The organism is Herbaspirillum rubrisubalbicans, assembly GCF_003719195.1.
In the GTDB taxonomy this organism is placed as follows: Bacteria; Pseudomonadota; Gammaproteobacteria; order Burkholderiales; family Burkholderiaceae_D; genus Herbaspirillum; species Herbaspirillum rubrisubalbicans.
Window position 1 is genome coordinate 2982388 of the sequence record NZ_CP024996.1, and the last position, 25431, is coordinate 3007818.

Genomic DNA, 25431 nt, shown 5'->3' on the forward strand with positions numbered 1-25431 from the left:
TGTCAGTTCAGCTTCCACTGCTCCACGATGCGCGCCAACGTGCCATCGGCCTTGAGCTCGGCGATGGCCTTGTTGAGGCGCTCCATGAGCTTGGGATCACCCTTGCGGATGACCAGGCAGACATCGCCCATCAGCGTTGGCTGATACTCCTTGACCAGGCGCACCTGCGCATTGGCGCCCTGCGACAACTGGTAAGCCACGATGGGGCGGTCACCGAAGCCAGCCTTGATGCGGCCCAGGCCGACGTCGCGCATCATGTCGGCCACCGAATCGTAGGTCTTCACTTCCTTGAAGCCGCCCTTCTTGTTGAGTGCATCCACGAAGACAGTGCCGACCTGGGCACCGACGATCTCGCCCTTGAGATCATCTAGCGTCTTGTAGACCTTCTGGTCCTGGGCGTTGACGAACAATCCCTCGCCGTAGGAATACACCGGATCACTGAAGTCGACGATCTGGGCACGCGCCTCCGTCTTGAGCATGGCGGCGGCGATGATATCGATCTTGTTGCCGGTCAGCGAGGGAATCAACGCAGCAAACGGAGTCTGCTGGATGTTGACACTGAAGCCGGCCTTGCTGCCCACCGCAGTGACCGTATCGATCATCATGCCCTGCAGCTTGTTGGTCTTGATATCGAGGAAGGTGAACGGCACCCCGGTCGAGGTGGCCCCGACGTTGTAGCTCGATTGCGCCATGGCCGGCGCTGCGACCAGCATGGAACCCAGCGCGATGGCGCCGAACAATTGCTTCAACAGATGATGGAACGGTTTCATACGACTCCCCTTGTACGCATGATCACGACCCGGCGCGATCAGGATGGACGGCTGGAAGTCCGCGCGATGACGTGGCGACCATCGGCGGTGCGTGGACGACAACGGTCCCTGGCAGGACCGGGTGCTGTAAAACCGGAAACGACCTCGCATCGGACTGCCCGGTATGGCCTCGATGCGGGATGAAGATATCAATATGACGTCTTGAAATAAGTATATTTGGTTTAAACAAATCGTCAATAGATATTTATGTATCGATATTCGATACGATAGACGCGAATTTACTTTAGAATGGCGTCATTCCCACCCTGGAGGAGCGCGTATGCGTGAGGTCGAAGAATCGCCATCGGATATGCTGTTCAATCAATCGCTGGAAAAAGGATTGGCCGTGCTGCGCGCCTTCAATGCCCAGCGCCGCACCATGACGCTGGGCGATGTCGCCAGCGCCACTGGCATTTCCAAGAGTTCTGCGCAGCGCATGGTGCATACGCTGGAAGCGCTGGGCTATGTCTGCAAGCATCCCAAGACACGGCGCTACCAGCTCACGCCCAAGGTGATGGAAGTGGGCTACAACTACCTGGCGGCCGACATCCTGGTGGACGTAGCCAATCCCTTCCTCTCGGAACTGGCCAACATCACCGGTGAAACGGTCAATCTCACCGAGCCTTATCACTGCGAAATGGTGTATGTGGCGCGTTTCGTGGCCAGCAAGTTCATCCCCATCCACATGCCCATCGGCAGCCGCATTCCGATGTACTGCACGGCCTCGGGGCGGGCTTACCTGAGCGCGTTATCTGCGGCCGAGGCACAGACGATCCTGATGGCTAGCGATCGTGTGGTCCACACCCCCCATACCCTCACCGAGGTGGACGATATCATGCAAGCCCTGGTGGCCACGCGTGAACGCGGCTTTGCCAGCAACCGCGAAGAATTGTTCCTGGGCGACATGACCATTGCCTCGCCCATCTTCAACAGCGAGCGCACGCCCGTGGCCTCGGTGCATGTGGTCGCACCGACCAGCCGCTGGACCTTGGAAGATGCGGAAAAAAAACTGGGGCCGCTGGTGCTGGACTGCGCACGCGCTATTTCCAATTCGGTGCGCACCCTGGTGTGAGACGCCGAGGGAGCTTCGTCAAATGAGGTCAACCAGGCCGCTTGCACAGGGCTCGGTATCTATCGGATAGTGCTGATCGCCCCGGCACGCAATCGCAGCAGCGACCACCTGCCGGGGTAATCCTGCTTCAGGAGAGCTTGATCCAGGTGGTCTTGAGCTCGGTGTATTTCTCCAGCGCGTGCAGCGACTTGTCGCGGCCATTGCCGGATTGTTTGTAGCCGCCGAAGGGTACGCTGATGTCATCCTCATCATACTGGTTGACGTGCACCGTCCCCACCCGCAAGGCGCGCGCAGTCTGATGGGCCTTGGCCAGGTTGCCGGTCCATAAGCCAGCCTGCAGGCCGAAAGCGGTATCGTTGGCCGCAGCAATTGCATCGGCCAGGTCGGTAAAGCGGAACACCGACAACACCGGTCCAAAGATTTCCTCGCGTGCGATCTTCATGCTCTGGCCCACGCTGGCAAAGAGCGTCGGTTCGACGTAATAGCCACCGCTGTCCTGCCTCACCCGCTGCCCACCGGCCAGCAGTTGCGCGCCCTCTTCACGGCCCGATGCGATGAATCCCAGCACAGTATTCATCTGCACCTCATCCACGATGGCGCCCATGACCGTGTTTTCATCCAGGGGATCGCCCGGCTGGAACGACGGCATCAACGCCAGCGCCTTGTCGATGAAACGATCATAGATACCCGCTTCCACGTACAGGCGCGAAGGCGCGTTGCAGCTTTCGCCTTGGTTGAAGAAGATCGATCCCACCGCCGCCCGCACGGCGGCATCCAGGTCGGGGCAGTCGGCGCAGACGATGTTGGGCGACTTGCCTCCCAGCTCCGTCCAGACCCTCTTGAGATTGGATTGGCCGGCATATTGGGTGATCTGCTTGCCGATCCGGGTGGAACCGGTAAAGCCGATGCAATCGACGTCCTGATGCAGCGCCAGGGCTGCCCCGGCTTCATGGCCATAACCCGGCGTGACATTGAACACCCCGGCTGGAATGCCCGCCTCCAGCGCGATATCGGCCAACCGCAAAGCCGACAAGGGCGATTTTTCAGACGGTTTGAGGATGACGCTGTTACCGGCCGCCAGTGCCGGGGCGATCTTCCAGGACGCCATGATCATGGGGTAGTTCCACGGGACGATGGCGGCCACCACGCCCACCGGTTCACGCGTGATCAAGGCCAGCGAGGCATCGCCGGTCGGGGCGATTTCGTCATAGAGCTTGTCGATGGCTTCGCCATACCAGCGGATGCAATTGGCCGCAGCTGGCACGTCCACGCTACGGCTGTACTTGATCGGCTTACCCATGTCCAGGGTTTCCAGCAGCGCCAGTTCATCGCGGTATTGCAGGATCAGGTCGGCAAAGCGGATCAGGATGCGCTTACGCGCCGCCGGCACCAGGCCGGCCCAGCGCCGGTCCTCGAAGGCCTGGCGGGCGGCGGCCACGGCGCGGTCGATATCGGCCGTGTCGCAGCGGGCCACTTCGGCCAGCTTGCGGCCATCGATGGGGGAAATGCAATCGAAGGTGGCGCCAGACAGCGCCGCCACGCGCTGGCCATCAATGCTGGCGCGGCCGTCGCGCGGCACGGCGGCGGCGCGTTCATGCCAAAAGGTATCGCTCATGATGATCTCGATTCGGTCAAGTTGAGGAGGAAGATCAAGGGGGACTTACACCAGCCCTTGCTGGCGCAGATCCTCCAGCGTCTTGTCCAGGCACAGGCGGATGAGCGCGATCATTTCATCGATCTCGGCATGGCTCATGGTCAGCGGCGGCGCGATGATCATGCGGTCACCCACGGCGCGCATGATCATGCCGTTGGAGAACATGTGGCCGCGACAGATCATGCCGACGTCAAGCTGGGCGTCGAAGGGTTCGCAGTCATGCACCTTCTCCGCCTTTTTCTTGACCAGGTTCAGACCGGCCACGAAGCCGCAGCTCTCGGCGCTGCCCACCAGCGGATGGTCGGCCAGCGTGGCGAAGCGCTGCTGCAGATAGGGGCCGATATCCTCGCGCACCCGCTGCACCAGGCCTTCTTCTTCGATGATGCGGATGTTTTCCAGCGCCGCCGCGCAAGCCACCGGATGGCCGGAATAGGTGAAGCCGTGGTTGAATTCACCGCCCTCCTCGATCAGCGCCTCGGCCACGCGGTCGCCCACCAGCACGCCGCCCAGCGGCACGTAACCGGAGGTCACGCCCTTGGCGAAGGTCATCAGGTCCGGTTTGACGCCGAAGTGTTCGCAGCCGAACCAGTGGCCCAGGCGACCGAAGCCGCAGATGACTTCATCGGTCACCAGCAGGATGCCGTACTTGTCGCAGATACGCTGGATCTCGGGCCAATAGGTGGCGGGCGGGATGATGACGCCGCCCGCGCCTTGCACCGGCTCGCCGATGAAGGCCGCCACCTTGTCGGCGCCCACCTCCAGGATCTTCTGCTCCAGCCAGGAAGCCGCTGTCAGGCCGAACTCTTCCTCGCTCTGGCCACGGCCACCCTCGACGTAATAGGGCTGGCCGATATGGACGATGCCCGGAATCGGCAAGCCGCCCTGCTCATGGATGCCCGACATGCCGCCCAGCGAGCCGCCGGCCATGGTGCTGCCGTGGTAGGCGTTGTGGCGGCTGATGATGACGTGGCGTTCCGGCTGGCCCTTGATGTCCCAGTAGCGGCGCACCATGCGCACGATGGTGTCGTTACCTTCTGAACCGGAGCTGGTGAAGAAGACATGGTTGAACTGCGGCGGCGAAATTTCCACCAGCTTGGCCGCCAGTTGAACCGCCGGCACGTTGGTGGTCTGGAAGAAGCTGTTGTAGAACGGCAGTTGCTGCATCTGGGCATAGACGGCATCGGCAATGCGGGTACGGCCATAGCCGACGTTCATGCACCATAGGCCCGACATGCCGTCCAGCAGACGCTTGCCTTCCGAATCCCAGAGGTAGATCCCCTGGCCGCTGACAATGACTCGCGCCCCGCGCTGGTTGATGCCCTTGGGATCGGTGAAGGGATGCAGATAGTGTGCCGCGTCCAGCGCCTGGATGGCACGGGTATCGACGGCGGCAGCCTGGCTGCTGGGATTAAATTGCGGCGCAATGGCGGCGATGGGGTTGAGCGTGTTGTATTGCATGATCGACCTTTGTTCTCAGGATGAGCGCCCTAGAGCGCTTGTAAATGATGTGCCTTGGCGCGAATGATCCAGCGCCAGATAACAGGATGGCCGACTGCCGGCCTCAGACGTGCAGCAACAGGTGCTCACGCTCCCAGGGGCTGATGACTTGCATGAACTCGGCGTGTTCCAGGGTCTTGATGGCGGCATAGACGTCGATGAAGCGCTCCCCCAGTACCTGGCGCAGATGGGCTTCCTTGCGCAAGCCATCGAGGGCCTCGGACAAGGTCTGCGGCAATTGGTAGTCGAGGTCATAGGCGCTGTTGACCGTCATGGGGGTCGGCTCCAGGCGCTGGGTCATGCCCAGGTAGCCGCAGGCCAGCGTCACCGCCAGGGCCAGGTAGGGATTGGCATCGGCGCCGACCACGCGGTTTTCCACGCGGCGGTCCTGCGGCCCGGCCTCCGGCACGCGGAAGCCCACGGTGCGATTGTCCCGGCCCCACTGGATGTTGATGGGAGCGGCGGTGTGGCGCACGATACGGCGGTAAGAGTTCACATATGGCGCGACGATGGCCATGGCAGCGGGCATATAACGCTGCAGACCGCCGATGTAATGACGGAATGTTTCACTTGCACTGCCATCGGGGTTGCTGAAGATGTTCTGCCCGCTCTTGCTATCCACCACGCTCTGGTGGATGTGCATGGCCGAACCCGGTTCGCCGGTCATGGGCTTGGCCATGAAGGTGGCATACATGTTGTGCTTGAGCGCCGCTTCGCGCAGGGTACGCTTGAAGAAGAACACCTTGTCGGCCAACCCCAGCGGCTCGCCGTGCAGGAAGTTGATTTCCATCTGGCCCGCGCCGATCTCGTGAATCAGGGTATCGACGTCCAGCTGCATCATGTCGCAGTAGTCGTAGATATCCTCGAACAAGGGATCGAATTCATTGACCGCATCGATGCTGTAGACCTGGCGGCTGGTTTCGGCGCGCCCGCTGCGTCCCACCGGCGGGCGCAGGGGCAGGTCGGGGTCGGTGTTCTGGGCGGTCAGGTAGAACTCCAGCTCCGGCGCCACCACCGGCGACCAGCCGCGTTCGGCGTACAAGGCGAGCACGCGACGCAGCACCGAGCGCGGGGCGAAGTCGATCAGCGAACCATCGGCGAAATAGCAATCATGGATCACCTGTGCCGTCGGGTCGGTGGCCCAGGGCACCAGCGTGATGGTATTGGGATCGGCGCGCAGGATCATGTCCCGATCGGTGGAAGAAATGGCACGCTCGTAGGCGGCGTCATCGGTCGGATAGTTGCCGGTGACGGTCATGCCCAGCACGGCTTCGGGCAGCCGCATGCCACGGTCTTCGGTAAACTTGGTGCGCGGCATGATCTTGCCGCGCGCCACGCCGGTCAGGTCCGGCACCAGGCATTCGATCTCGGTGACACGATTCTCATTGAGCCACTGGTCCATGTCGTTATAGGAAAAATTATTGCGCAATGACATAGGGTCCTCTCGTAATACGTTGTAGTTGGGGTCTGGCTGGCCCGCTGGGGGCATCACTGGCGTGGCGACATCCTCACTGCTTGGCCCACGCACAGGCGGCGCGATGCGCTACGGCAGCCCCGACAGGAAAGTGCATAGCGCCTTCATGCCCTGCCCTCCTTCTTGTGTTGCTGGTATTGGCGGCAAGCCTGACCAAAGGCCGCCAGCAGGCTCATCGAATCGGGGTTCTCGGTGATCTTCCATTCCGGGTGCCACTGCACGGCCAGCATGAAACCGGCGCCCTCGGCGGCGCTGAAGGCTTCCACCAGACCATCCTCGGCCACTGCTTCCACCCGCAATCCCGGCGCCAGTCTGGCCACGCCTTGACCATGCAGGGAATTGACCATCAACTCGCTGCGGCCACCCAGGGCGGCCGAGACGATGCCGCCCGGCGTCAGGCTGACCCGGTGCGCAGGGCCGTATTGCACGTCCAGCGGATCATCGTCGTCATCGCGGTGATCCATCATCCCCGGCACCTGATGCACTGCCTGATGCAGCGAGCCACCCAGGGCCACGTTGATTTCCTGGGTGCCACGGCAGATCGCCATGAGGGGAATGCGACGATCCACTGCCTTGCGGATCAGCGGGATGGTCAGTGCATCGCGCGCTTCATCCAGCGGCAAGGCGGGATTCAAGACGTCTTCACCGAACAGCGAGGGATGTACATTGGAGGGCGAACCGGTCAGCAGGATGCCATCGGCCACGTCCAGCACGGCTTCCCAGTCGGTGCGCGCGGCACAGGCCGGCAGCACCAGCGGCATACACCCGGCGCCCAGGGAGACGGCATCCACGTACTTCATCTGCGCCAGGTAATACGCATCGGTATCGATCTTCATGGTGCAGGAAGGGACAATGATGAGCGGCTTGTTCATGATCTCAGCGGGCTAACAATGGAGTGAAAATCGGGTAAAAATGGGGTGAATCGTCAATCGGATGTCTTGGGCAGCAGGCGCATGAAGTCCGGCACCACACCCTGCTTGGAAAAAGCGATGGCCGTGGCCGGGCCGCTGGCGCTGACGGCGGTCAGCGTGAGGCGATCCTCGCGCTGGGCAGAATGGAAGCTGCGCCCCTGGTCATCGCTCCACAGCACCACGCCATCCAGGCCTACGGCGATGACGCGTTGACCGATCTGGGTGAGCGCCGTGATGGAACTCTTGACGCCGCTATCGATGGCTTGCCAGTGGTCACCGCCATCGCTGCTGCGATAGATGGTCCCGCGCAAGCCGGCCACCAGCAGGCTGCCATCGCGCAGCGCCAGGCCGGTCCAGAATGAGCCCTTGTAGCCGGTGTCCAGGTAGGTCCAGTTCTGGCCCAGATCATCCGAACGCAGCACCAGGCCGCGTTCGGCCACGGCGTAGAGTCGCTTGCCGCTGTTGAACAGGCCCATCAGGTTGCGATCTGCCCGGCCGCCATCGGGCGGCTTGGGCAGCTTCACCTGCTGCCAACTGCGGCCACCGTCCTCGGTGGTCAGCAGCAACGACCACAGGCCCACCGCCACGCCATGGCTGGCATCGCTGAAATGGATGGAGAACAACGGCTGGTCGGTCGTGACATCGCTGCGCTGCAGGCTCCAGGTCTGGCCACCATCGGTGGTGTGGATGATGGTCCCCCAATGACCGGCTGCCCAGCCGTTGCGCTCATCGGCAAAACTCACGCTGGTCAGGGTCACGCGGGTGGGCACGGTGCCGGCCTGACGGAAATGCTGGCCACCGTCATCGGAGAGCAGCACCGCGCCATACTCGCCCACGGCCACCAGGCGGTTGCCCGCATGGTCAGCGGCCAGCAACATGCCAGCGGCCTGTTGCACATCGGGCAGCGCCATCTTCTGTTGCGGCGCTTCCGGTTGCTGGGCCAACGCCATGCCCGCGCTCAAACCGAGAGTGAGCGCCACGCAGAGTGGCAGCAGCCGTTTTTTTACGTACTTGGTAATCATCGGAAACCCTCAGTGATCGAAGATGCCGGAGGCACGTACCGCCTTCTTGCGCGGGAACAGACGCTCCAGCCACACGGCCAGTGCCGGCAAGGCGGTCATGGCCATGACCAGGTTGACCAGGAACATGAAGGCCAGCAGCTTGCCCATGTCGGCCTGGAACTTGAGGGCCGAGAAGGACCAGGTCGCCACGCCGATGGCCAGGGTGATGGCGGTGAAGATGGTGGCCATCCCCACTTCCAGCATGGCCTGCTCCAGGGCCTTGACGATGGGCGTGCCGTGCGAGAGATGCAGTTGCAGGCGGTTGTAGATGTAGAAGGCATAGTCCACGCCGATACCCACGGCCAGCACCATCACCGGCAGGGTCGCCACCGTCAGGCCGATCTCCAGATCCTTCATGAACCAGTAGCCGATGAAGGTACCCACCGTCAGCGGCAGGCAGCAGGCGACGACGGCGCGCAGGTCGCGATAGACCAGGAACACCAGGATGGCAATGGCGGCATAGACGTAGAGCATCATCGGCAATTCGCTGCGCTCCAGTTCATCGTTGACGGCGGCCAGGATGCCGGCATTACCCGCCGCCAGGGCGATGGTGACGCCCGGCAGACGGTCTTGCTGACGGAACTGCTTGATCTTGGCGATCACGCCATTGATGGTGGCCGCCTTATGGTCGGTCAGGAACAGATGCGCTGCGACCATGCTGCAATCCTTGCGCATGTAGCCATGCAGACGACTCACCTCCACCGACAGACCGGCATAGTTGCCGGCGTCCAGGGGGATCACGGCCATCTTGGGATTGCCCTCGTTGTAGCCTTCGTTATAGGTGCGCAGCAGGTCGGCATAGCTGCTGATGGACAACACCCCGGGCACGCCGCGCATGTAGCCGACGAAATCATTCTGGTAGCTGCCCAGGGCGACGTTTTCACAGGAGGCGGGCTCGGCTTCGAACATCACCGTCAACCAGTCCAGGCCGGTGTCGTAACTGTTGGCGATGGACAGCGCATCCTGGTTGAAGCGTGATTCGACGCGCAGCTCGGGGGCGCCCGGCTGCAAGGTGCCGATCACGCGATCATGGCTCTGCCAGATCGACACGCACAGGATCACGGCAGTGGCCGCCAGTACCCAAGCGGCCTTGCGCGGCTCGGCCACGCGCGCCAGGTAGCGCAACCAGCGAGCACGCTGCTCGCGCTTGAGCATGGCGCGATCGGCATAGTCCTTGGAAAAGCGCAACAAGGACGCCGCCACCGGCAACATCACCAGATTGGTGATGATCTTGAAGCCCACGCCGATGGAGGCCGTAATGGCCAGCTCGCGCACCATCGGGATGGGAATGAGCACCAGCGTGATGAAGGAAACGAAGGCCGTCACCAGCGCCAGGGTGCCGGGGATGAGCAGGCCGGTGAAGCTGGCGCGGGCAGCCTGTTCGGTGTTCTTGCCGTGCGAGATCTCGCGCACGATGTAGTTGATCTGCTGCACCCCGTGCGACACGCCGATGGCAAACACCAGGAAGGGCACCAGCACCGCCAGCGGGTCCAGACCGTAGCCCAGCAGATGCAGGCTGCCGAACTGCCAGACCAGCGAAGTCAACGAACACAGTACCGGCAACAGCGTCAGACGGATCGAATGGCAGTACCAGTACACCGCAGCGGCGGTCAGCAGCAAGGCGATCACACAGAACATGATGGCGCCACGGGCACCGTCGGCGATGTCGCCGATCTGCTTGGCAAAGCCGATGATCTGGATCTCGATATCGGCGTCTTCGAACTTCTGCCGGATCTGTTGTTCCAGGAGGTGGTTATAGGCCACGTAGTCGATCTTGTTGCCCTTGGCATCGAATTCATTGAGCTCGGCCGTGACCATGGCGCTGCTCTGGTCGCGTGCCACCAGGGTGCCGACGAACTGCCCCTGGCTGGTGGCGCGCTGGATGGCGGCGATGTTGTCGGGGTTGAGCAGTTCGGGGGTGACATCGGCCGGAATCAGCGACTCGGCCCGGAAGCCCTCTTCGGTAATTTCGTTGACGAAGCTGTTGGAGGTCCACAGCGACTGCACACCCAGCCGCGAGACATTGGGCAGCAGCATGACGGCCTGGGTGACATCGTAGAGACGCGTTAAGGCCGCCTTGTTCCAGATCGTGCCGTGGCGTGCTTTGACCACGAAGGTCAGGCGATTGGCGCCCAGCACGTCGTTCTGGTATTTCTGGAAGTTGCGGATGTACTCATGCCCGATGGGCATCTGTTTTTCAAAGCCGGCATCCATGCGCAGCTGTGCGGCCGAGATCGCCATGAGGACGGTAAAGCCGGCCAGCAACCACAAGAGTGTCTTGCGGTAGTGGAACAGCAGCGTTTCCATGCGGGCCAATGCCTTTCCCAGCATTTTTTCCGCTGCGCCCGATTTGAACAAGTTCAACATGATGCCGTTTTTCCAGGAAGCGATAAGAAGGGAGAGCGCACACCGGCTGTGCCACTCTCCGGGAAGATCAGGACGCCAGGTCAGAAATTACGCGCGACGTAGGCACCCACGAAATTGCGGCCCCGCAGCGGCTGGTCCAGGGCCTGGTCGCCGCCCCAGAACATCGCGTAGTTGACGCCGAAGAGCCACTTGGCCGGATTCTGGGTGAAGGTCACCGTGAAGTTGGCCGACTTGGCCCCTTGCATGAACAGCGCCGCCGAATTGGGGGTGCGACCCCGCACGGCCTGGAAGTAATACACCTCCGGCGTGACCTGCCAGCCCGGGATCAGGGTGCCGTCATAGGTCCAGTTGAAGTCCAGGTTGTAACCCCAGGAGGTATTGGTGCCCTGCGACGGCACGGTGCCGTTGGCAAAGAAGCTGTCGGTGGAGGTCAGTGCCCCCCACAACCAGGAACCTGCTGCCAGGGGCGCACCGTTATAGCTGCTCTTCAACTCCGGGTAATGCACCATCACGGCTTCGGCCATCAGCGTGGCGCTGCTGGCACCCAGCCAGCGGGCCACCGTATAGTCGGTCGGTGACATGGTCAACATGCCAGTCACAGCCAGTTGGAATTTCTTGGTTTCGGCATAGCACTTGTTGTCCGGGCAGCCCACCGCCAGCGGGTTGAGACTGACCGCATCGCGCGGGCGGTAGGACAGTTCGGAACCGATGGCCCAGTCCCCCAGCGGGAAGTTGATGCTGGTCCCCAGCATCAGGCGGTCCTGCAGGTAAGTGAACTGGGTCGCGCCCCCATTGGGGGTGACGGCCACCGGCGACTTGTCGTGATAGCGCATGGCATAGAAGCCCATGTCGGCCTGGATACTCTCGGGCTTGTAGTGCAGCGCTACGCCATACTGGCCGCCATTGCGGGGCGTGCTGCCGGTCGGCATGGCCACGTTGGGCGTGCCGTTGGCAAAGGAAGAGGCGCCGTTGCCGATGGTCGAGGTCGACCAGTAGCTGCCCACGGGCGGGAAGTAATTGCGGTTCCAGTGGGTCTGCACATAGGCTTCCATGTTCAGGCCATGGCCCAGGCCGGTCGCGAAGCTGGCCATGGGGGCCGGCAGCATGGCTTCCTTGAGCTGGGTGCCAGGCTGCGACAGACGCATCAGGTCGACCGCGTTGGTCTGGTTGATACCACCGGCCAGGAACATGCTCTCGCCCCAGTTGATGACCTGGTTACCGATGCGCAGACGGGCGCGCTGGTCGTTGATCTCGAATTCCTTGCTCACCCACAGGTCCAGCAGGCGCACCTTGCTGGCCAGTTGATCTTGCGAATCCGAAGTCAGCCCCTGGCCGCCGTAGCCGCTGACCGCGCCCGAGACGCTGGTGGCCGCAAAGTCCTTGATCCAGTTGACCCGAGCCATGAACTTGTAGTCATTGGGAAACTTGAGCAGCAGCTCGTGCGTGCCCTTGAGGTATTCGGTGAAGGCGTGTCCCTTGTTGTAGTTCAGGTTGCCCTGGTCGTTGTAGCCTGCCAGTGCATCCAGACAGCCGCTGGCACTGGTGCCGGTAGGCGTGCCGCCACCCGGGGTGGAACCGCTGACATCGCTGCCGACGATGGTGTTGCAGGGAGCATTGGCAGTACGGATACCGATGCCCACGGCCACGGTCGAATTGAGGGTGCCCTGGATGGCGCCATCGCCGGCGTCAAAGGAATAGGCCCCGGCAGTACGCGCGCATAGGGTAGCCGCCGCCATGGCGATCAAACGCCACTTGATGTTGTTCATGTTTTTCCTCCGCTAGATCTGACTGAATGAGCAGGCTGCCCGACCGCACTTCCAGGTGCGGTCGGAAGAGATCCTTGAGTGTTGATCCTGGGTTCGCAGTCCGCGATCAGCGATCACTGATGGAACGAAGATTTTCGGCCGTGTAGAAGCCCGCCTTGTAGCGCGGACCATCGGGTTCGGTCGCCCATTGCGGATTGGAGCCGCTGCCGATGGCGTGGAAATCGACCAGGTAGCGCCCTTCGGCCAGGTTGTACTGGGCAAAGGCCATCACGTCGCAGGTGCCGGTTTCATAGACGGGAATCAGGTAACCCTCGCGCACCTTCCACAGATTGCCCTGGGCGTCATAATCCTCGGCCTGCACCACGTTCCAGCTATCCTCATCCAGATAGAAGATGCGTTTGGGCGAGGTATGGCGTACCCCCGACTTGACAGTGGCTTCCACCACCCACACCCGGTGCAGCTCGTAGCGTCGATGGGAAGACGCCACGAAGTCCGGCTGCAAGACGTCGCTCTTCTTGGCCTTGAAGTCGTAGGCGCCGAAGGAGTTATAGGGAACATAGAGTTCCTTCTTGCCCACCAGCTTCCAGTCGAAGCGATCAGGAGCGCCACTGAAGACCTGGGTTTCATCGACCGCATACTGGTTCTCGAAGCCCAGTTGCGGCGCATCGTAGGCGTAGGACGGCAGGCGACGCACGCGACGCTGACCCGGGAAGTAGTAATAGCTTTCGGTACCGGCCTGGTTGACGAAGTCGGAAATGGAACCAGCCTGTCCGGCCAGCGCCACCGGGGTTGCGTATTCGTAATAGGCCTTGGAATAACCGGGCCCCACTTCACTGAGCTTGCGCGACCCCTTCATGCCCCAGGGGTAGAAGAAGGTTTCATCGTAGCCGGCCACGATCCACTCATTGCTGCCCTTGTGCGGCGAGACATCGGTGCTGGCGCCCTTGAAGCTCACGCCCACGCCGCGATAGCGCATCTTCATGTTCCACAGCGCCTCGATCCCGTTTTTGGGCAGCGGGAAGGGAATGCCTGGCACTACCGCTTCCTTGAGCGACCAGCCATCCTCGCCGATACGGGCCTCATCCACGTTCTTGCGGGTGTTCTCGGCCACGAAATCAGGCGCACCGCAGCTGCGATGGGTGGGGTAGATATCGATCTGATAGCCCTTGATCTGCTTGATCAGTGCCATCTGACCAGCTGACAGGCGCGCCGCATATTTATCGGCATTGCTCGCATTGATGGTGAGGATGGGTTTTTCACCTTTGTATTTCCAGGCGTCGCCACGCAACACCTTGGGATTCCACGCCCCGTTATCCTGGCGCTCGGCCACCCAGGCCGGGATACTGCCATCGGCATTGCCCTTCTTCTCCGCGCCCAGTGCGGTGAGCGTAGTGCCCAACGCCGAGGCATCGGCCGCCCAGGCCGCCGAACCGCAACAGCAAAGGAGTACGGCTGCCATGGCCCGCAATGGCCAGCGCTGCGCCATCGCCCTGCCCTGCTTGCCCGTCTCCCTGCACACAACTTCTCCACCAGCAATTTTCCATGCCTGCATTTCGCCACTCCCAAAAGACTGTTTAGAACGAATGAAAGGTGAATCGCCCCCACGCTTGACGAGAGTCACCGTGCTACCGACGTCGTCTTTTTATTATTTATATTTTTTAGCTCTTATCGCCGAACACTGCCGCGATGAAATTCAGTATAAAACGAACATAAGTTCGGATTCAAGCGCATTTATGCGTTCTCTTCACTTTTTTATTCGGGTCGTTTCCGGGCGCACAAATAGTATGCAGAAATGGATATCGATGCCCAGCATTGAGGCGTGATTGCCCCATCAGAGGGAGAGAAAACGGGCTGCTTGGAAGAGGTGTCGCTGGTCGCCCAGCAAAGGCATCAGTCGACCAGGGTGAATGAGAGCGAGAAGAAAGAAAGCGCGGAGAAAGGCGCAACAGATCACCGGAAACCCAGGCGCAGCAAGGCTGCGCCTGGCGCTCCTACAGCGTCTGGCTGGACAGTTGCAGCCGCGCCGCCAGGGCGAAGACACAAACCTTCAGGTTGCGAATCAGGGTGGCGGCATCGGGCGCCTCGCGCACGATGGCTTCGCACAACAGTTCATGCGCGATCACGATGATGGTATGGGCCATCGAACGCGCTTCGGCAGGCTCCACGCCCGGCGCGAAATACTGCAGCGCACTGGCCACCGACGTGATACTGCGCTCATCGTGTTCCCGCACTGCATCACGCAGCTGCGGCACCGAAGACAGCATGGTGACCAGGGCGCCCAGGCCCGGCTGGTCTATATACATCTGCGAAAGCTGGTCCACCTGCGTACCCAGGTAAGTGAGCATGTCCTGGCAGCCCTCCGGGTGTTGCGGATGGAGTGCATCCATCACCGCCAGGATGCGTTCCATCCAGTCCGTGACCAGGGCATAGACGATGGCCTGCTTGTTGGGGAAGTACTCGTAGAGCGTGCCCACCGAGATGCCGGCCAGCGCCGCAATGCGCCGCGTGGTCAGGCTGTCCAGCCCGTTCTGTTCGATTTCGGTGCCGGCTGCGCGCAACACCAGTTCTACCGTTTCGCGGCTACGCGCCTGGTTGGGCATACGCCGCGGCGCCAGCATGTCTTCGGTAGCCGTAGTGGTGGCGGGTGTGGCGCTGGGGGTGGGAGCAGTCGCGGAAGTCTTTTTCTTGGCCATGGGTTTGTTCAGAGCAGGGAGAGCTGCATCAATGCAGCAAGGTCAAGCGGCGCATCTTACCGCAGATTGCTCGGACGGCTCTTGCACAAGACCAGTAAAAGCAGCCATCAAGAGCCGTCGGAAGCCATCATCAGGATAAACGCAAACAAGGCTTGCACCCGAACATTTGTTCGGCTTAGAATCGAAAACATATAAACCATTTCACCCGCCGCGCCGCTGACCTGCACCGATATCGGACTCGCATATAAGTCCGCCTATCGTCCGTGCATTCAGTTGGAGCCGTGCATCCCTCAACCGTATTGCAACCGATGGCATCGACACCATGTCCCTACCCGCTGATTCCGATCTGTGTTTCCTGAGCGTCAAAGAAGCCAAACACCTGTTCCGCACCCGCCAACTGTCGCCGGTCGAATTGCTGCAAGCGCAACTGGCCAGGGCCGAGCGCCTGGAGCCCGACATCAATGCCTTCAGCAGACGCCGTACCGAACTGGCGCTGCAACAGGCGCGCGCCGCCGAACAAGTCTATCTGCGCGACCCTGAAGCAGCGCGCCCTCTGGAGGGCATCCCCACCGCCATCAAGAACGAGCACAGCCTGATCGGAATGCACACCACCCAGGGCTCCTGGCTGTGCGGCGAAGAACCGGACCGCACCAACGCCCCGCTGGTGCAGCGCCTGCTCGATGCCGGCGCGGTCATCCATGCCCAGACCAATGTGCCGGAGTTCTACCTGGCTGGTTTCACCCGTTCCTTGCGCCACGGCATTACGCGCAATCCCTGGAACCACGACATCACCTGTGGCGGCTCTTCCGGTGGCAGCGCCGCAGCGCTGGCGGCGGGCATGACCACGCTGGCCACCGCCTCCGACATCGGCGGCTCCATCCGCGTCCCCTCGGCTTATTGTGGTGTGGTGGGTCTCAAGCCCAGTTATGGACGGGTGCCGGAAGAAGTGTTTTCGTATGCCATCAACACCTGTAACCACAACGGCGCGATGGCCCGCACGGTGGCCGATTGCGCGCGGATGTTCAATGTCATCAATGGCCCGCACCCGGCCGACCCGGCCACCGTCAAGCCCAAGCTGGAACTGCCCACCAGCTTTACGCCCATCGATGGATTGAAGATTGCAGTGTCCTATGACCTGGGTTATTTCAACATCCACCCAGACGTCCTGCGCAATACACAGGCGGTCGTGGCAGCCTTGCGCAGCCTGGGGGCGCAGGTGGATGAAATCGAGATGGACTGGAACCAGGACGTCTGCGATGCCTTCACCCATTACCTGGGCTTCCTGCTCGGGCATGGCCTGGCCGAAGCGATCGAAGGACGGCGCGAGCAGGTCACCGACTACGTCAACAAGTTTGCTGACGCCGCTGTCAGGATCACGTCCAAGCAATTCCTGGGCACCACCCAAGTCATCGGCGACATGCACGCGCGGATGCAGGCCCTGTTCCAGCGCTACGACGCCGTGATCTGCCCGACCATGGCCAGCACCGACACCCCTGCTGCGGGCGTACAGGATTCGCACGACAACCTGCTCACCAATGCCCTGACTTACCCCTTCAATTTATTGAGCCGCTATCCTATCCTGGCCATGCCTTCGGGGCTGGCCAGCAATGGCGTGCCCACCGGAATACAGATTATCGGCCCCACGTTCGAAGAAACGATGGTCGTGCGCATCGGCGCGGCACTGGAAAAAATACAAGACTGGAAGTACCCGGCACTCTAATTGCTAGGACTATCCCGTTCACTCATTTGGAGACACCATGACCGCAAGCCCTGACAGCCAAGATGTACGCCTGACCCGCAGCCTGGAATATCGTGATTTACTGGCCTATGGACTGGCCTATATCGCCCCCGTCGCCCCCTTGTCCACCCTCGGTTTCGTCTGGGCTGCCTCGGGTGGCCTGATCGCCCTGGCCTACCTGCTGGGCGCCATCTGTATGTACTTTACAGCCAAGAGCTATGCGGTCATGACCGAGGTGGTACCCAGTGCCGGCTCGGTCTATGGCATTGCGCGCTATTGCCTGGGCGGCTTCCCGGGTTTTCTGGCGGGCTGGCTGGTGCTGTTGGACTACCTCCTGATTCCGTCCCTGATCTTCCTGTTGATGTCGGTGGGCATGGGTACCCTGATGCCGCAGATCGACCGCGCCACTTGGATCATCATCCTGGTCAGCATCGCCCTGCTGATCAACTGGTTCGGTGTGACCGTCACCTCACGCGTGAACATGCTCTCGGTAGCAGCCCAGTTCATCATCGTGCTGGGCTTGCTGATCCTGGGCCTGCACGCCCTGCTCAAGGGGCATGGTGGTGGACTGGACTTGCAGCCCTTCTACTCCAGCGAACTGTTCTCGCTGGGCAAGGTGTTCTCCGCCACCTCGATCTGCATCCTCTCCTACCTTGGTTTTGACGCCATTTCCACGCTGTCCGAGGAAGTCAAAAGCGACGACCGCAAGTTGATCGGGCGTGCCATCGTCAATGTGCTTCTCATCAGCGGCGTGCTGTGTGTGTTGATTACCTGGATCCTGGGTTGCCTGATGCGAGACGTGCGCGTGGATGACCCCGCAGCGGCCATCTTCAGCCTCACGGCCCAGCATTTCGGACCGATTTATGCGATCGCCCTGGCCTGGCTGCTGGCCTTGACGGTTGGCTTCACCAATGCCTTGCCGATGCAGATCGGCGTGGCCCGCGTCCTGTTTGCCATGGGTCGTGACCGCCAGCTACCGGCGATGTTTGCCACACTGCACAAGACCCATCGCACGCCCTACGTCGCCATGCTGTTTTCAACCGCACTTTCGCTGGTCATTGCACTGTTGATGCGTAATGACATCGATGGGCTGGCGTCCTTTGTCAATTTCGGCGCGTTGTCGGCATTTTTGTTCCTGCACGTCTCGGTGCTGGTGCACATGGGTTGGAAGCAGCGCAGCAAACAGATTTTCGCGCATTGGTGCGTACCCATTGCTGGCATCGCGGTGGTGCTGATGGTCTTTACCGGCATGGCGCCGATCGCCCTCAAGCTGGGGGCCGCCTGGCTGGTCGTGGGCGTGGTCTATGGCTTGTTCCTGCGCGCCCGGCACCGGGTGGAACTGGCCGTGTGAGTGGCCAGTTCCTTGATGCTTCATCCAGTCCGCTCAGCGATTGCGCAACCAGCGCACATAGCCATCGCCCAGCCGCTGCACCAGTGACACCAGCAGGATCAATAGTGCAATGACGATCACCATCACCTGGGTATCGAAGCGCTGGTAGCCATAGCGGATGGCCAGGTCGCCCAGCCCACCGGCGCCGACCGCGCCGGCCATGGCGGAGGAACTGATCAACGCCACCAGCGTGATGGTGAAGCCGCCGACGATGCCCGGCAAGGCTTCGGGCAGATAGACGTGGCGCACGATGTGCCACTTCTTGCAGCCCAGGGCCTGCGCCGCCTCGACCAGACCCGGATCGACTTCGCGCAGGCTGACCTCGACGATGCGCGCAAAGAACGGCGTGGCGCTGATGGCCAGCGGCACGATGGCCGCCCACACGCCGATGGTAGTGCCGGCCACCAGCCGGGTCAGCGGAATCAATGCCACCAGCAGCACGATGAACGGGGTGGCACGAAAGCCGTTGATGATGCTGCCCAGCACCCGATGCAAGCGCGGCCAGGCCAGGAAGCCGCCCGGCGCCGTCACGATCAACAGGATCGCCAGCGGCACGCCGGCCACCAGCGCCAGCGCACCGGAGACGCCGACCATCTGCAAGGTGTCGAGCAAGGCATTGCCATAGCGCTCAATGGGAATGGACAGACTAAACGACATAACCCAACTCCTTGATGTGATGTGCAATGGCTTGCGGACCCTGGGTCAGCGCTTGCCAGTCGGGCGTCTCGCTGACACCGGCCAGGGCCACGTAGAGCTGGCCCTGGGTATGTCCCTGGATACGTTCCACGTTGGCCTGCAGCAAGCGCGTCTTGCCACCCAGCGCCTGGGCGATGCGCAGCAGGTCAGGCTCCAGGCCATCGCCGCCGCGGTATTGCAACTGCAATATGCGCTCATATTCGCGCTCATGCTCCGTGGCCGGTGGCTGCGCTTGCAGCGCCTGCTGCAATTCAGGTGGCAAGCCCTGCTGCAACGGCGCCAGCAACGCCTGGGTGGCGGCGTGTCTGGGATGGCCGAAGACTTCCCACACCTGCCCCAGTTCGGCAATGCGCCCCTGCTCCAGCACCAGCACTTGATCGGCGATCTCGCGGATGACGCTCATCTCATGGGTGATCAAGATGATGGTGATGCCGAGCTTGCGGTTGATCTCGCGCAGCAATTGCAGGATGGCGTGGGTGGTTTCCGGGTCCAGGGCCGAGGTCGCTTCGTCGCACAGCAGGATCTCGGGACCGCTGGCCAGGGCGCGGGCAATGCCCACCCGTTGCTTCTGACCACCGGAAAGGCGCCGCGGGTAGGTATCGGCCTTGTCGGCCAGGCCGACCAGGGCCAGCAGTTCGCGCACCCGGCTCTCCACCTGGAGACGCGGCACGCCCGCCACGCGCAAGGGCAAGGCCACGTTGTCGAACACGGTCTTGGCCGAGAGCAGGTTGAAGTGCTGGAAGATCATGCCGATACGACGCCGCAGATCGACCAGTTGCGCTTCATCGAGCGTGGCCAGGTCTACCCCATCGACCTCGACCCGGCCGCTGGTGGGCGTCTCCAGCCGGTTGATGGTGCGCAGCAGGCTGGACTTGCCGGCCCCGCTGCGACCGATGATGCCAAAGATGCTGCCGGGTGCAATCTCCAGATCAATCTCCTGCAGCGCCTGTACCGGCCCGGCCGAGGAGGTATAGGTCTTGCCGACACCTCGCAAAGCCACGCTTCCCTTGCGCGCCGCACCGGATTTACTACCGGCCAGCGTCGAGGTCGGTACCGGCTCGCGCTGCAGCTCGAAACGGCTGGGCGCGGTCAGCGATTGTCTGGCGGTGATGGTGAGTTCCATGCCGTTTCCTTCCTGAACTAGATGGGCTGGCCGCACTTACTGCTTCTGCCAGGCCAGCGTATAGAGACGGTTGTCGTTGTTGAAGGCGCGGTGGATGACCGCCTTCACCGCCGCCGAGTTCTGGTAGATGTGGATGAATTTCTGCACCACCGGATCATTGACGCGGCTGGCCTTGGTCACGAACTGGATGGCAAAGCGTGCATCGCTGATACCGGAATAGGCCAACCCACTGGAGGCATCGAACGCCTTGGCAGCCACGATGAAGTGCGGATAGCCCAGGGCCAGATCGACGTCCGGCGTAATACGCACCAGTTGTGGCCCTTCCACCTCGACGAAGGTCAGTTTCTTGGGGTTCTCGACGATATCATCCAGGCTGCCCAGATAACCGACATTGGGCTTGAGCTTGATCAGCCCCACGCTTTGCAGCAACAGCAGGCCGCGTCCCTGGTTGACCGGGTCATTGGCGATGCCGACCTTGGCGCCCTGGGGCAGCTCAGCGAAGGACTTGTGCTTGAGCGAATACAGGCCGACGTTGGAGAGGATGCCGGTACCGGCACTGGCCAGCTTGTAGCCATTCTTCTTGATGGCATTGTCCAGGAAGGGTTGGTGCTGGAAGTAGTTCAGATCCAGGTCGCCAGCATCCACGGCGACATTGGGCGTGGTCCAGTCGGTGAACTCGACCACCTGCACGTCGATACCCTGGCTCTTGGCTTCCTTGGCGGCGACGGCCACCGAATCGCCATAGGCACCGGGCACCACGCCGATACGCAGCTTGTCGGCAGCCTGCGCCACATGGGCCAGTGGGAGGGAAGCAAGGGTGAGGACGAGCAGCAACAAACGGGAAAGCTTCATGCAAGGCTCCGTAAAAGGAAAGATTTATTCAAAGCAAGCGGCATTGCGCGCTGCCACTCGTCGCTGGAAACCAGCAGGGACGGTGGTGATGGCGGGCATCAGCGATGGGAGCGAGCGAACTCGACAGCCGCCACGAAGCCAGATTGTGGGCGAGGCGATCGCTTAGGGCTACAAAGTAAAACATGCATGGTTATCCGCTTTTTGCATGAAGCGGTGGATCCCGCAATGCCACTTGCAATCCATGCGCGTGCGAGATTCCAAGCTGGGGAACTGGCGCTAAGTCCAGGCTAAGACTAGTCGTGCATGATGATCCATTTATAAATTCCACCCAATGATCCGGTCATGCATTACAACGACTTTTCCGACGATACCGAAGATACCGACCATACCCGGCAGGACCGCACCAAGGCCGCCTCGCAAAGTACCTGGGTCAGTGTGGCGGTCAATCTGCTGCTGACGCTGTTGCAAATCATGGCTGGGGTATTTTCGAAGTCGCAGGGCTTGATTGCCGACGGCATCCACTCTCTCTCCGATCTGGTAGCCGACTTTGTTGTTCTCTTGGCGAACCACCACAGCAAAAAAGATGCTGACGAGGAACACCCCTATGGCCATCATCGATTTGAAACGGCAGCCTCACTCGTGTTGGGTATGCTGCTGCTCACCGTTGGCCTCGGAATGCTCTGGTAGGCCATCGTCAAACTCGACAATCCGAAGAGCGTTCAGGAGGTTCACGTCCTGGCATTGTGGGTGGCCGGTGGCGCGTTATTGGCAAAGGAACTGCTGTTCCGCTACATGCTGAGCGTCGCCAAGCGCGTCAAATCCAGCATGTTGGTCGCCAATGCCTGGCACGCCCGCTCTGACGCCGCATCGTCCCTGGTCGTCGGGATCGGCATCGCAGGCAATCTGGCAGGTTATCCCATTCTCGATCCTATTGCGGCACTGATCGTGGGCGTCATGGTGGTAAAGATGGGCTGGGAGTTTGCCTGGGAAGCGCTGCACGATCTCATGGACCGCGCTGTCGATCAGGATGAGTTGGAGGCGATCTGCCGCACCCTGCTGGAGACACCGGGGGTCAACGGCATACACGACGTGCGTACCCGCAAGATGGGCGACATGATCGTGGTTGATGCCCATCTTGAAGTCGATGCCCTGATGACGGTGGAAGCAGGACACGAAATCGCCGTCCTGGCCAGGCAGCACGTGATGCAGCGCCATCGTGTCCTTAATCTAATGACCCATATCGATCCTTGGCGTCGACCGGATCCGGGTTAAATCACATTTTGTCACGGGTCATTGATCGCCTTGTCCTGTGTCGAAACGGTCCCTTTCAGAAGGCTTCCTGGCCACTGTTGGGTCATTACTTTTCCGCGTTCAGATCAAATGAAAATCCGTCATCGCCGTCATGGCGTGGGATTGTCCTGAGTGTCCAGCCAAATTGAAAGGTAGGGAAAGGAAGGTCACCGCGATGACAGGCAAGAGTGCGGCAAAGATGACGCCAAGATACTGACGGATGAATACTTTGAAGTCGGGATGCATGGCTTGGGGGACTCCGAGTTTGTGTCTGCGCAGGGATAAGCGCATGGGGCAGAACAGAATCTGACCGCCGCCCTTCCTGACTGCGCTTTACGCCAGCCCCACCGCTTTCAGCCGCCGATACAAGGTCCGCTCGCTCCAGCCCAGGCTGCGGGCCAATTCCTTGCGCGTACCGTGGAACTGCCTGACGATGTCGGCCAGGTCCGCCAGATCGGACCGATGACTGGAGCGCCCGGCTTGCAGGGATCGCACAGGTATCGCCAAGGGAGGCTCCAGCGCCAGATGCTCCGGCTTGATTACGCCATCATCGGCGAACAAGCGCGCGCGTTCCAGCACGTTGCGCAACTCCCGGATATTGCCGGGCCAGTCGTAGTTGAGCAGACTGGCCATGGCCTGGGGCGAGACTTGCAGCCGCTGCTGGGGCGCGCCATTGCCCCGCTGCAGCAGGGATTGCACCAACAAGGCGATATCATCGCGGCGCTCGCGCAAGGCCGGCAGGTGAATCGGGAAGGCACTGATCCGGTAGTAAAGGTCTTGCCGGAACTGGGCATTAGCCACCATCTTCTGCAGTGGTTTGTGGGTGGCCGCCACCAGGCGGAAGTCGGCCTGCTGGGTATCGACCGCGCCCACCCGGCGGTACGTGCCGGATTCGATCAGGCGCAACAGCTTGACCTGCATCCCCAGCGGCACATCCCCGATCTCATCGAGGAATAGCGTGCCGCCCTTGGCCGTCTCCACCAGCCCGGCCTTGCGCACGTGGGCGCCAGTAAAGGCGCCCTTTTCATAGCCGAATAATTCACTTTCAAACAGTGTCTCGGTCAGGCCCGAGCAGTCCAGCACCACGAACGGCCCGCGCGCGTGGGCACTGGCCTCATGCAGGGCGCGGGCGAACAGTTCCTTGCCCGTGCCGGACTCCCCCAGTAGCAAGACCGGCAGTTCCGATGCTGCCACCCGTTGCAACTCCCCCAGCGCACGATTGAAGGCCGCCGATTTGCCCACCAATCCCTGGCGGCTAGCCTGCACCGAGGCATGGCGCACGGTCTGCAGGCGTTCGACGAATCCGACCACGCGATGCTGTTCATCGATGATGGGGCGCAATTCCACATCCACATGCTCCGGGCCGCGCGGGGTGTGATGGATATGCAGCACCCGGTCCGGGCCCTTGGTGGTCAAGGCACTTTGCAAGGGGCAGTGCTCGCCGGCGTGGTCACAGGGTACTTGGTAGTGATGCGACATGGCATAGCACTTGTGACCGATGTAGGGCTTGCCCGCCGTGGCGAACTGGCGCTTGTAGGCGGTATTGGCGGCCAGGATTTCGTACTGGGTATTCATCACGATCATGGGCGTGGCCTCGTGATCGAGATACGAAATCAGCGCCTGCACCTGAAAGGCCTGGAGCACATCGGGAAGAGACTGCATGAACAAGCTCGCTTTCACCAAAAGGATGTCGGGTAGCAATAGGACTTCGAGATCGCTGCCATCGCTGACCTCTGCGTTATTTCCACCCATCTTTCTGCCAATTGGCAGTATGCCACTGCCAATTGGCACTGTCACTGGCAGAACAATCTTATCGCTCACCATGACAGACAAATATTTTCCCTATATATATCAATGACTTATAGGCCACTTCGGGACTGGCACAGGTTTTGATAGAGATCACATCAGTGACATAGACAGAGGAAGAGAGCATGGACAACCTGCACATCGAAGGCCATTTCGATCCCGCCACCAGTACGGTGAGCTACATCGTGCTTGATCGCGCCACCGGGCAATGCGCACTGCTCGATAGTGTGCTGGACTACGATCCCAAGTCCGGTCGCACCTCCACCACCAGCGCCGATCTGTTGATCCAGCGCGTCAACGACCTGGGGGCCACGGTCCAGTGGATCCTGGAAACCCATGCCCACGCCGACCACCTGTCGGCCGCGCCTTATCTCAAGCGCAAGCTGGGCGGGCGCATTGCCATCGGCGAACACATCCGCCAGGTGCAGGACGTGTTCGGTACGCTCTTCAATGCCGGCGCGCAATTCGAGCATGACGGCAGCCAGTTCGACCATCTCTTCGTCGATGGCGAGCGCTTCCAGATCGGCAATCTCAAGGCCAGGGTCATGCATACGCCCGGCCACACCCCGGCCTGCATTACCTATGTCGTGGAAGAAGGCGCACAGGTCGCAGCCTTCGTGGGCGACACCCTGTTCATGCCCGACTACGGCACGGCCCGCTGCGATTTCCCCGGCGGCAATGCCCGCACCCTGTTCCACTCGATCAATGATGTGTTGAGCCTGCCAGCGCATACCCGCCTCTACCTGTGCCACGACTATCAGCCCAATGGCCGCGCCTTGCAATTCGTGACCACCGTGGCCGAGCAACGCCAAAGCAACGTCCACGTGCGCGACGGTATCAGCGAGGAAGAATTCGTGGCCATGCGCAGCGCCCGTGACGCCACCCTGGCCATGCCGGTACTGCTGCTGCCTTCGGTGCAGGTCAACATGCGCGCCGGGCAGTTGCCTCCGGCCGAAGCCAATGGCGTGCGCTACCTGAAGATCCCCCTGAACACTGTCTGATTTCACAACCCGAAGGAGCCATCATGAAATGCAATGTAGGCGGCATGGACCGCATCTTGAGAATCGTCATCGGTATCGTGCTGGTGATCCTGGCCGCGACCGGCACCGTGGGTTGGTGGGGCTGGCTGGGTCTCATTGCCCTGGGTACCGGGCTATTCCGCTTTTGTCCGCTCTATCCGCTGCTGGGTATCAGCAGTTGCCCGACAAGGGAAAAGTGAAAGAAGTGAAGTA

Annotated in this window: 21 protein-coding genes and 1 pseudogene; 7 read left to right on the top strand and 15 right to left on the bottom strand. The window is 61.3% G+C overall.

What is annotated here, in order from left to right; genetic code table 11:
* Positions 1-2: 2 nt before the first annotated feature.
* Positions 3-770, bottom strand: coding sequence for an ABC transporter substrate-binding protein (locus tag RC54_RS13355; protein WP_058895653.1), 768 nt, complete (start codon positions 768-770; stop codon positions 3-5).
* A 319-nt stretch (positions 771-1089) separates the two neighbouring features.
* On the opposite strand from RC54_RS13355, the gene RC54_RS13360 reads away from it, so the two are divergent.
* Positions 1090-1881, top strand: a complete 792-nt coding sequence (locus tag RC54_RS13360; protein WP_058895654.1) for an IclR family transcriptional regulator — start codon at positions 1090-1092, stop codon at positions 1879-1881.
* A 127-nt stretch (positions 1882-2008) separates the two neighbouring features.
* Here the strand turns inward: RC54_RS13360 and RC54_RS13365 are convergent, their stop codons facing one another.
* The 8 genes from RC54_RS13365 to RC54_RS13400 form a co-directional block, all read right to left on the bottom strand.
* Entirely contained in the window at positions 2009-3496 is a 1488-nt protein-coding gene (locus RC54_RS13365; RefSeq protein WP_061789817.1) for an aldehyde dehydrogenase, read from the bottom strand.
* Positions 3497-3541: 45 nt separating this feature from the next.
* The gene (locus RC54_RS13370) at positions 3542-4993 is read right to left on the bottom strand and encodes an aspartate aminotransferase family protein (protein ID WP_061789818.1); all 1452 of its coding nucleotides are present in this window, start codon (positions 4991-4993) and stop codon (positions 3542-3544) included.
* A gap of 103 nt (positions 4994-5096) precedes the next feature.
* Complete coding sequence (locus tag RC54_RS13375; RefSeq protein WP_017453504.1) at positions 5097-6467, bottom strand: glutamine synthetase family protein; 1371 nt, start codon at positions 6465-6467, stop codon at positions 5097-5099.
* Between the two features lie 143 nt (positions 6468-6610).
* Entirely contained in the window at positions 6611-7378 is a 768-nt protein-coding gene (locus RC54_RS13380) for a gamma-glutamyl-gamma-aminobutyrate hydrolase family protein (RefSeq protein WP_061789819.1), read from the bottom strand.
* Positions 7379-7431: 53 nt separating this feature from the next.
* Positions 7432-8439, bottom strand: coding sequence for a WD40/YVTN/BNR-like repeat-containing protein (locus tag RC54_RS13385; RefSeq protein ID WP_061789820.1), 1008 nt, complete (start codon positions 8437-8439; stop codon positions 7432-7434).
* 9 nt (positions 8440-8448) lie between these two features.
* Positions 8449-10845 (bottom strand): efflux RND transporter permease subunit, encoded by a 2397-nt coding sequence (locus RC54_RS13390; protein ID WP_061789821.1) that lies wholly within the window; start codon positions 10843-10845, stop codon positions 8449-8451.
* Between the two features lie 80 nt (positions 10846-10925).
* Complete coding sequence (locus RC54_RS13395) at positions 10926-12611, bottom strand: DUF1302 domain-containing protein (protein WP_061789822.1); 1686 nt, start codon at positions 12609-12611, stop codon at positions 10926-10928.
* 106 nt (positions 12612-12717) lie between these two features.
* A complete protein-coding gene (locus RC54_RS13400; protein ID WP_061789823.1) occupies positions 12718-14097 on the bottom strand; it encodes a DUF1329 domain-containing protein in 1380 nt (459 codons plus the stop codon).
* Between RC54_RS13400 and RC54_RS25275 the strand changes: the two genes are divergently transcribed.
* The gene (locus RC54_RS25275; protein WP_164471177.1) at positions 14069-14434 is read left to right on the top strand and encodes a hypothetical protein; all 366 of its coding nucleotides are present in this window, start codon (positions 14069-14071) and stop codon (positions 14432-14434) included. The genes RC54_RS13400 and RC54_RS25275 overlap by 29 nt on opposite strands.
* A 168-nt stretch (positions 14435-14602) precedes the next feature.
* Here the strand turns inward: RC54_RS25275 and RC54_RS13405 are convergent, their stop codons facing one another.
* Positions 14603-15304 carry a TetR/AcrR family transcriptional regulator gene (locus RC54_RS13405; RefSeq protein ID WP_061789824.1) on the bottom strand — a complete coding sequence of 234 codons (702 nt, stop codon included), beginning with the start codon at positions 15302-15304 and terminating at the stop codon, positions 14603-14605.
* Positions 15305-15626: 322 nt separating this feature from the next.
* Between RC54_RS13405 and RC54_RS13410 the strand changes: the two genes are divergently transcribed.
* Both RC54_RS13410 and RC54_RS13415 read left to right on the top strand, forming a co-directional pair.
* A complete protein-coding gene (locus RC54_RS13410; RefSeq protein WP_061789825.1) occupies positions 15627-17024 on the top strand; it encodes an amidase in 1398 nt (465 codons plus the stop codon).
* Between the two features lie 37 nt (positions 17025-17061).
* Positions 17062-18393, top strand: a complete 1332-nt coding sequence (locus tag RC54_RS13415) for an APC family permease (protein WP_061789826.1) — start codon at positions 17062-17064, stop codon at positions 18391-18393.
* Between the two features lie 33 nt (positions 18394-18426).
* On the opposite strand, the gene RC54_RS13420 is transcribed toward RC54_RS13415, so the two are convergent.
* Genes RC54_RS13420 through RC54_RS13430 form a run of 3 tightly spaced genes read right to left on the bottom strand, consistent with a single transcriptional unit; the run spans position 18427 to position 21103 of the window.
* Positions 18427-19089 carry a methionine ABC transporter permease gene (locus tag RC54_RS13420; protein WP_017453513.1) on the bottom strand — a complete coding sequence of 221 codons (663 nt, stop codon included), beginning with the start codon at positions 19087-19089 and terminating at the stop codon, positions 18427-18429.
* Positions 19079-20251 (bottom strand): methionine ABC transporter ATP-binding protein, encoded by a 1173-nt coding sequence (locus RC54_RS13425; protein WP_082803142.1) that lies wholly within the window; start codon positions 20249-20251, stop codon positions 19079-19081. Before RC54_RS13425 ends, RC54_RS13420 begins: the two co-directional genes overlap by 11 nt.
* Before the next feature lie 36 nt (positions 20252-20287).
* Positions 20288-21103, bottom strand: a complete 816-nt coding sequence (locus RC54_RS13430) for a MetQ/NlpA family ABC transporter substrate-binding protein (RefSeq protein WP_058895655.1) — start codon at positions 21101-21103, stop codon at positions 20288-20290.
* A gap of 342 nt (positions 21104-21445) precedes the next feature.
* Here RC54_RS13430 and RC54_RS13435 point away from each other — a divergent pair.
* Positions 21446-22375, top strand: a pseudogene (locus RC54_RS13435) (cation diffusion facilitator family transporter).
* Positions 22376-22474: 99 nt separating this feature from the next.
* Here RC54_RS13435 and RC54_RS13440 read toward each other — a convergent pair.
* Positions 22475-22639: a hypothetical protein gene (locus tag RC54_RS13440; RefSeq protein ID WP_156425841.1), complete on the bottom strand. Its 165-nt coding sequence runs from the start codon at positions 22637-22639 to the stop codon at positions 22475-22477.
* Between the two features lie 87 nt (positions 22640-22726).
* Complete coding sequence (locus tag RC54_RS13445) at positions 22727-24055, bottom strand: sigma-54 interaction domain-containing protein (protein WP_061789854.1); 1329 nt, start codon at positions 24053-24055, stop codon at positions 22727-22729.
* Between the two features lie 269 nt (positions 24056-24324).
* On the opposite strand from RC54_RS13445, the gene RC54_RS13450 reads away from it, so the two are divergent.
* The gene (locus tag RC54_RS13450; protein WP_058895658.1) at positions 24325-25200 is read left to right on the top strand and encodes an MBL fold metallo-hydrolase; all 876 of its coding nucleotides are present in this window, start codon (positions 24325-24327) and stop codon (positions 25198-25200) included.
* 23 nt (positions 25201-25223) lie between these two features.
* Positions 25224-25418 carry a YgaP family membrane protein gene (locus RC54_RS13455; RefSeq protein WP_058895659.1) on the top strand — a complete coding sequence of 65 codons (195 nt, stop codon included), beginning with the start codon at positions 25224-25226 and terminating at the stop codon, positions 25416-25418.
* Positions 25419-25431 lie beyond the last annotated feature (13 nt).

Bases quoted from the DNA above. Each gene is read 5' to 3' on its own strand.
- RC54_RS13425 (WP_082803142.1), bottom strand. From the start codon at position 20,251: ATGGAACTCACCATCACCGCCAGACAATCGCTGACCGCGCCCAGCCGT.
- RC54_RS13380 (WP_061789819.1), bottom strand. From the start codon at position 7,378: ATGAACAAGCCGCTCATCATTGTCCCTTCCTGCACCATGAAGATCGAT.
- RC54_RS13430 (WP_058895655.1), bottom strand. From the start codon at position 21,103: ATGAAGCTTTCCCGTTTGTTGCTGCTCGTCCTCACCCTTGCTTCCCTC.
- RC54_RS13385 (WP_061789820.1), bottom strand. From the start codon at position 8,439: ATGATTACCAAGTACGTAAAAAAACGGCTGCTGCCACTCTGCGTGGCG.
- RC54_RS13440 (WP_156425841.1), bottom strand. From the start codon at position 22,639: ATGCATCCCGACTTCAAAGTATTCATCCGTCAGTATCTTGGCGTCATC.
- RC54_RS13405 (WP_061789824.1), bottom strand. From the start codon at position 15,304: ATGGCCAAGAAAAAGACTTCCGCGACTGCTCCCACCCCCAGCGCCACA.
- RC54_RS13360 (WP_058895654.1), top strand. From the start codon at position 1,090: ATGCGTGAGGTCGAAGAATCGCCATCGGATATGCTGTTCAATCAATCG.
- RC54_RS13355 (WP_058895653.1), bottom strand. From the start codon at position 770: ATGAAACCGTTCCATCATCTGTTGAAGCAATTGTTCGGCGCCATCGCG.
- RC54_RS13445 (WP_061789854.1), bottom strand. From the start codon at position 24,055: ATGCAGTCTCTTCCCGATGTGCTCCAGGCCTTTCAGGTGCAGGCGCTG.
- RC54_RS13415 (WP_061789826.1), top strand. From the start codon at position 17,062: ATGACCGCAAGCCCTGACAGCCAAGATGTACGCCTGACCCGCAGCCTG.
- RC54_RS13375 (WP_017453504.1), bottom strand. From the start codon at position 6,467: ATGTCATTGCGCAATAATTTTTCCTATAACGACATGGACCAGTGGCTC.
- RC54_RS13390 (WP_061789821.1), bottom strand. From the start codon at position 10,845: ATGTTGAACTTGTTCAAATCGGGCGCAGCGGAAAAAATGCTGGGAAAG.
- RC54_RS13400 (WP_061789823.1), bottom strand. From the start codon at position 14,097: ATGGCGCAGCGCTGGCCATTGCGGGCCATGGCAGCCGTACTCCTTTGC.
- RC54_RS13395 (WP_061789822.1), bottom strand. From the start codon at position 12,611: ATGAACAACATCAAGTGGCGTTTGATCGCCATGGCGGCGGCTACCCTA.
- RC54_RS13450 (WP_058895658.1), top strand. From the start codon at position 24,325: ATGGACAACCTGCACATCGAAGGCCATTTCGATCCCGCCACCAGTACG.
- RC54_RS13455 (WP_058895659.1), top strand. From the start codon at position 25,224: ATGAAATGCAATGTAGGCGGCATGGACCGCATCTTGAGAATCGTCATC.
- RC54_RS13410 (WP_061789825.1), top strand. From the start codon at position 15,627: ATGTCCCTACCCGCTGATTCCGATCTGTGTTTCCTGAGCGTCAAAGAA.
- RC54_RS25275 (WP_164471177.1), top strand. From the start codon at position 14,069: ATGGCCCGCAATGGCCAGCGCTGCGCCATCGCCCTGCCCTGCTTGCCC.
- RC54_RS13420 (WP_017453513.1), bottom strand. From the start codon at position 19,089: ATGTCGTTTAGTCTGTCCATTCCCATTGAGCGCTATGGCAATGCCTTG.
- RC54_RS13370 (WP_061789818.1), bottom strand. From the start codon at position 4,993: ATGCAATACAACACGCTCAACCCCATCGCCGCCATTGCGCCGCAATTT.
- RC54_RS13365 (WP_061789817.1), bottom strand. From the start codon at position 3,496: ATGAGCGATACCTTTTGGCATGAACGCGCCGCCGCCGTGCCGCGCGAC.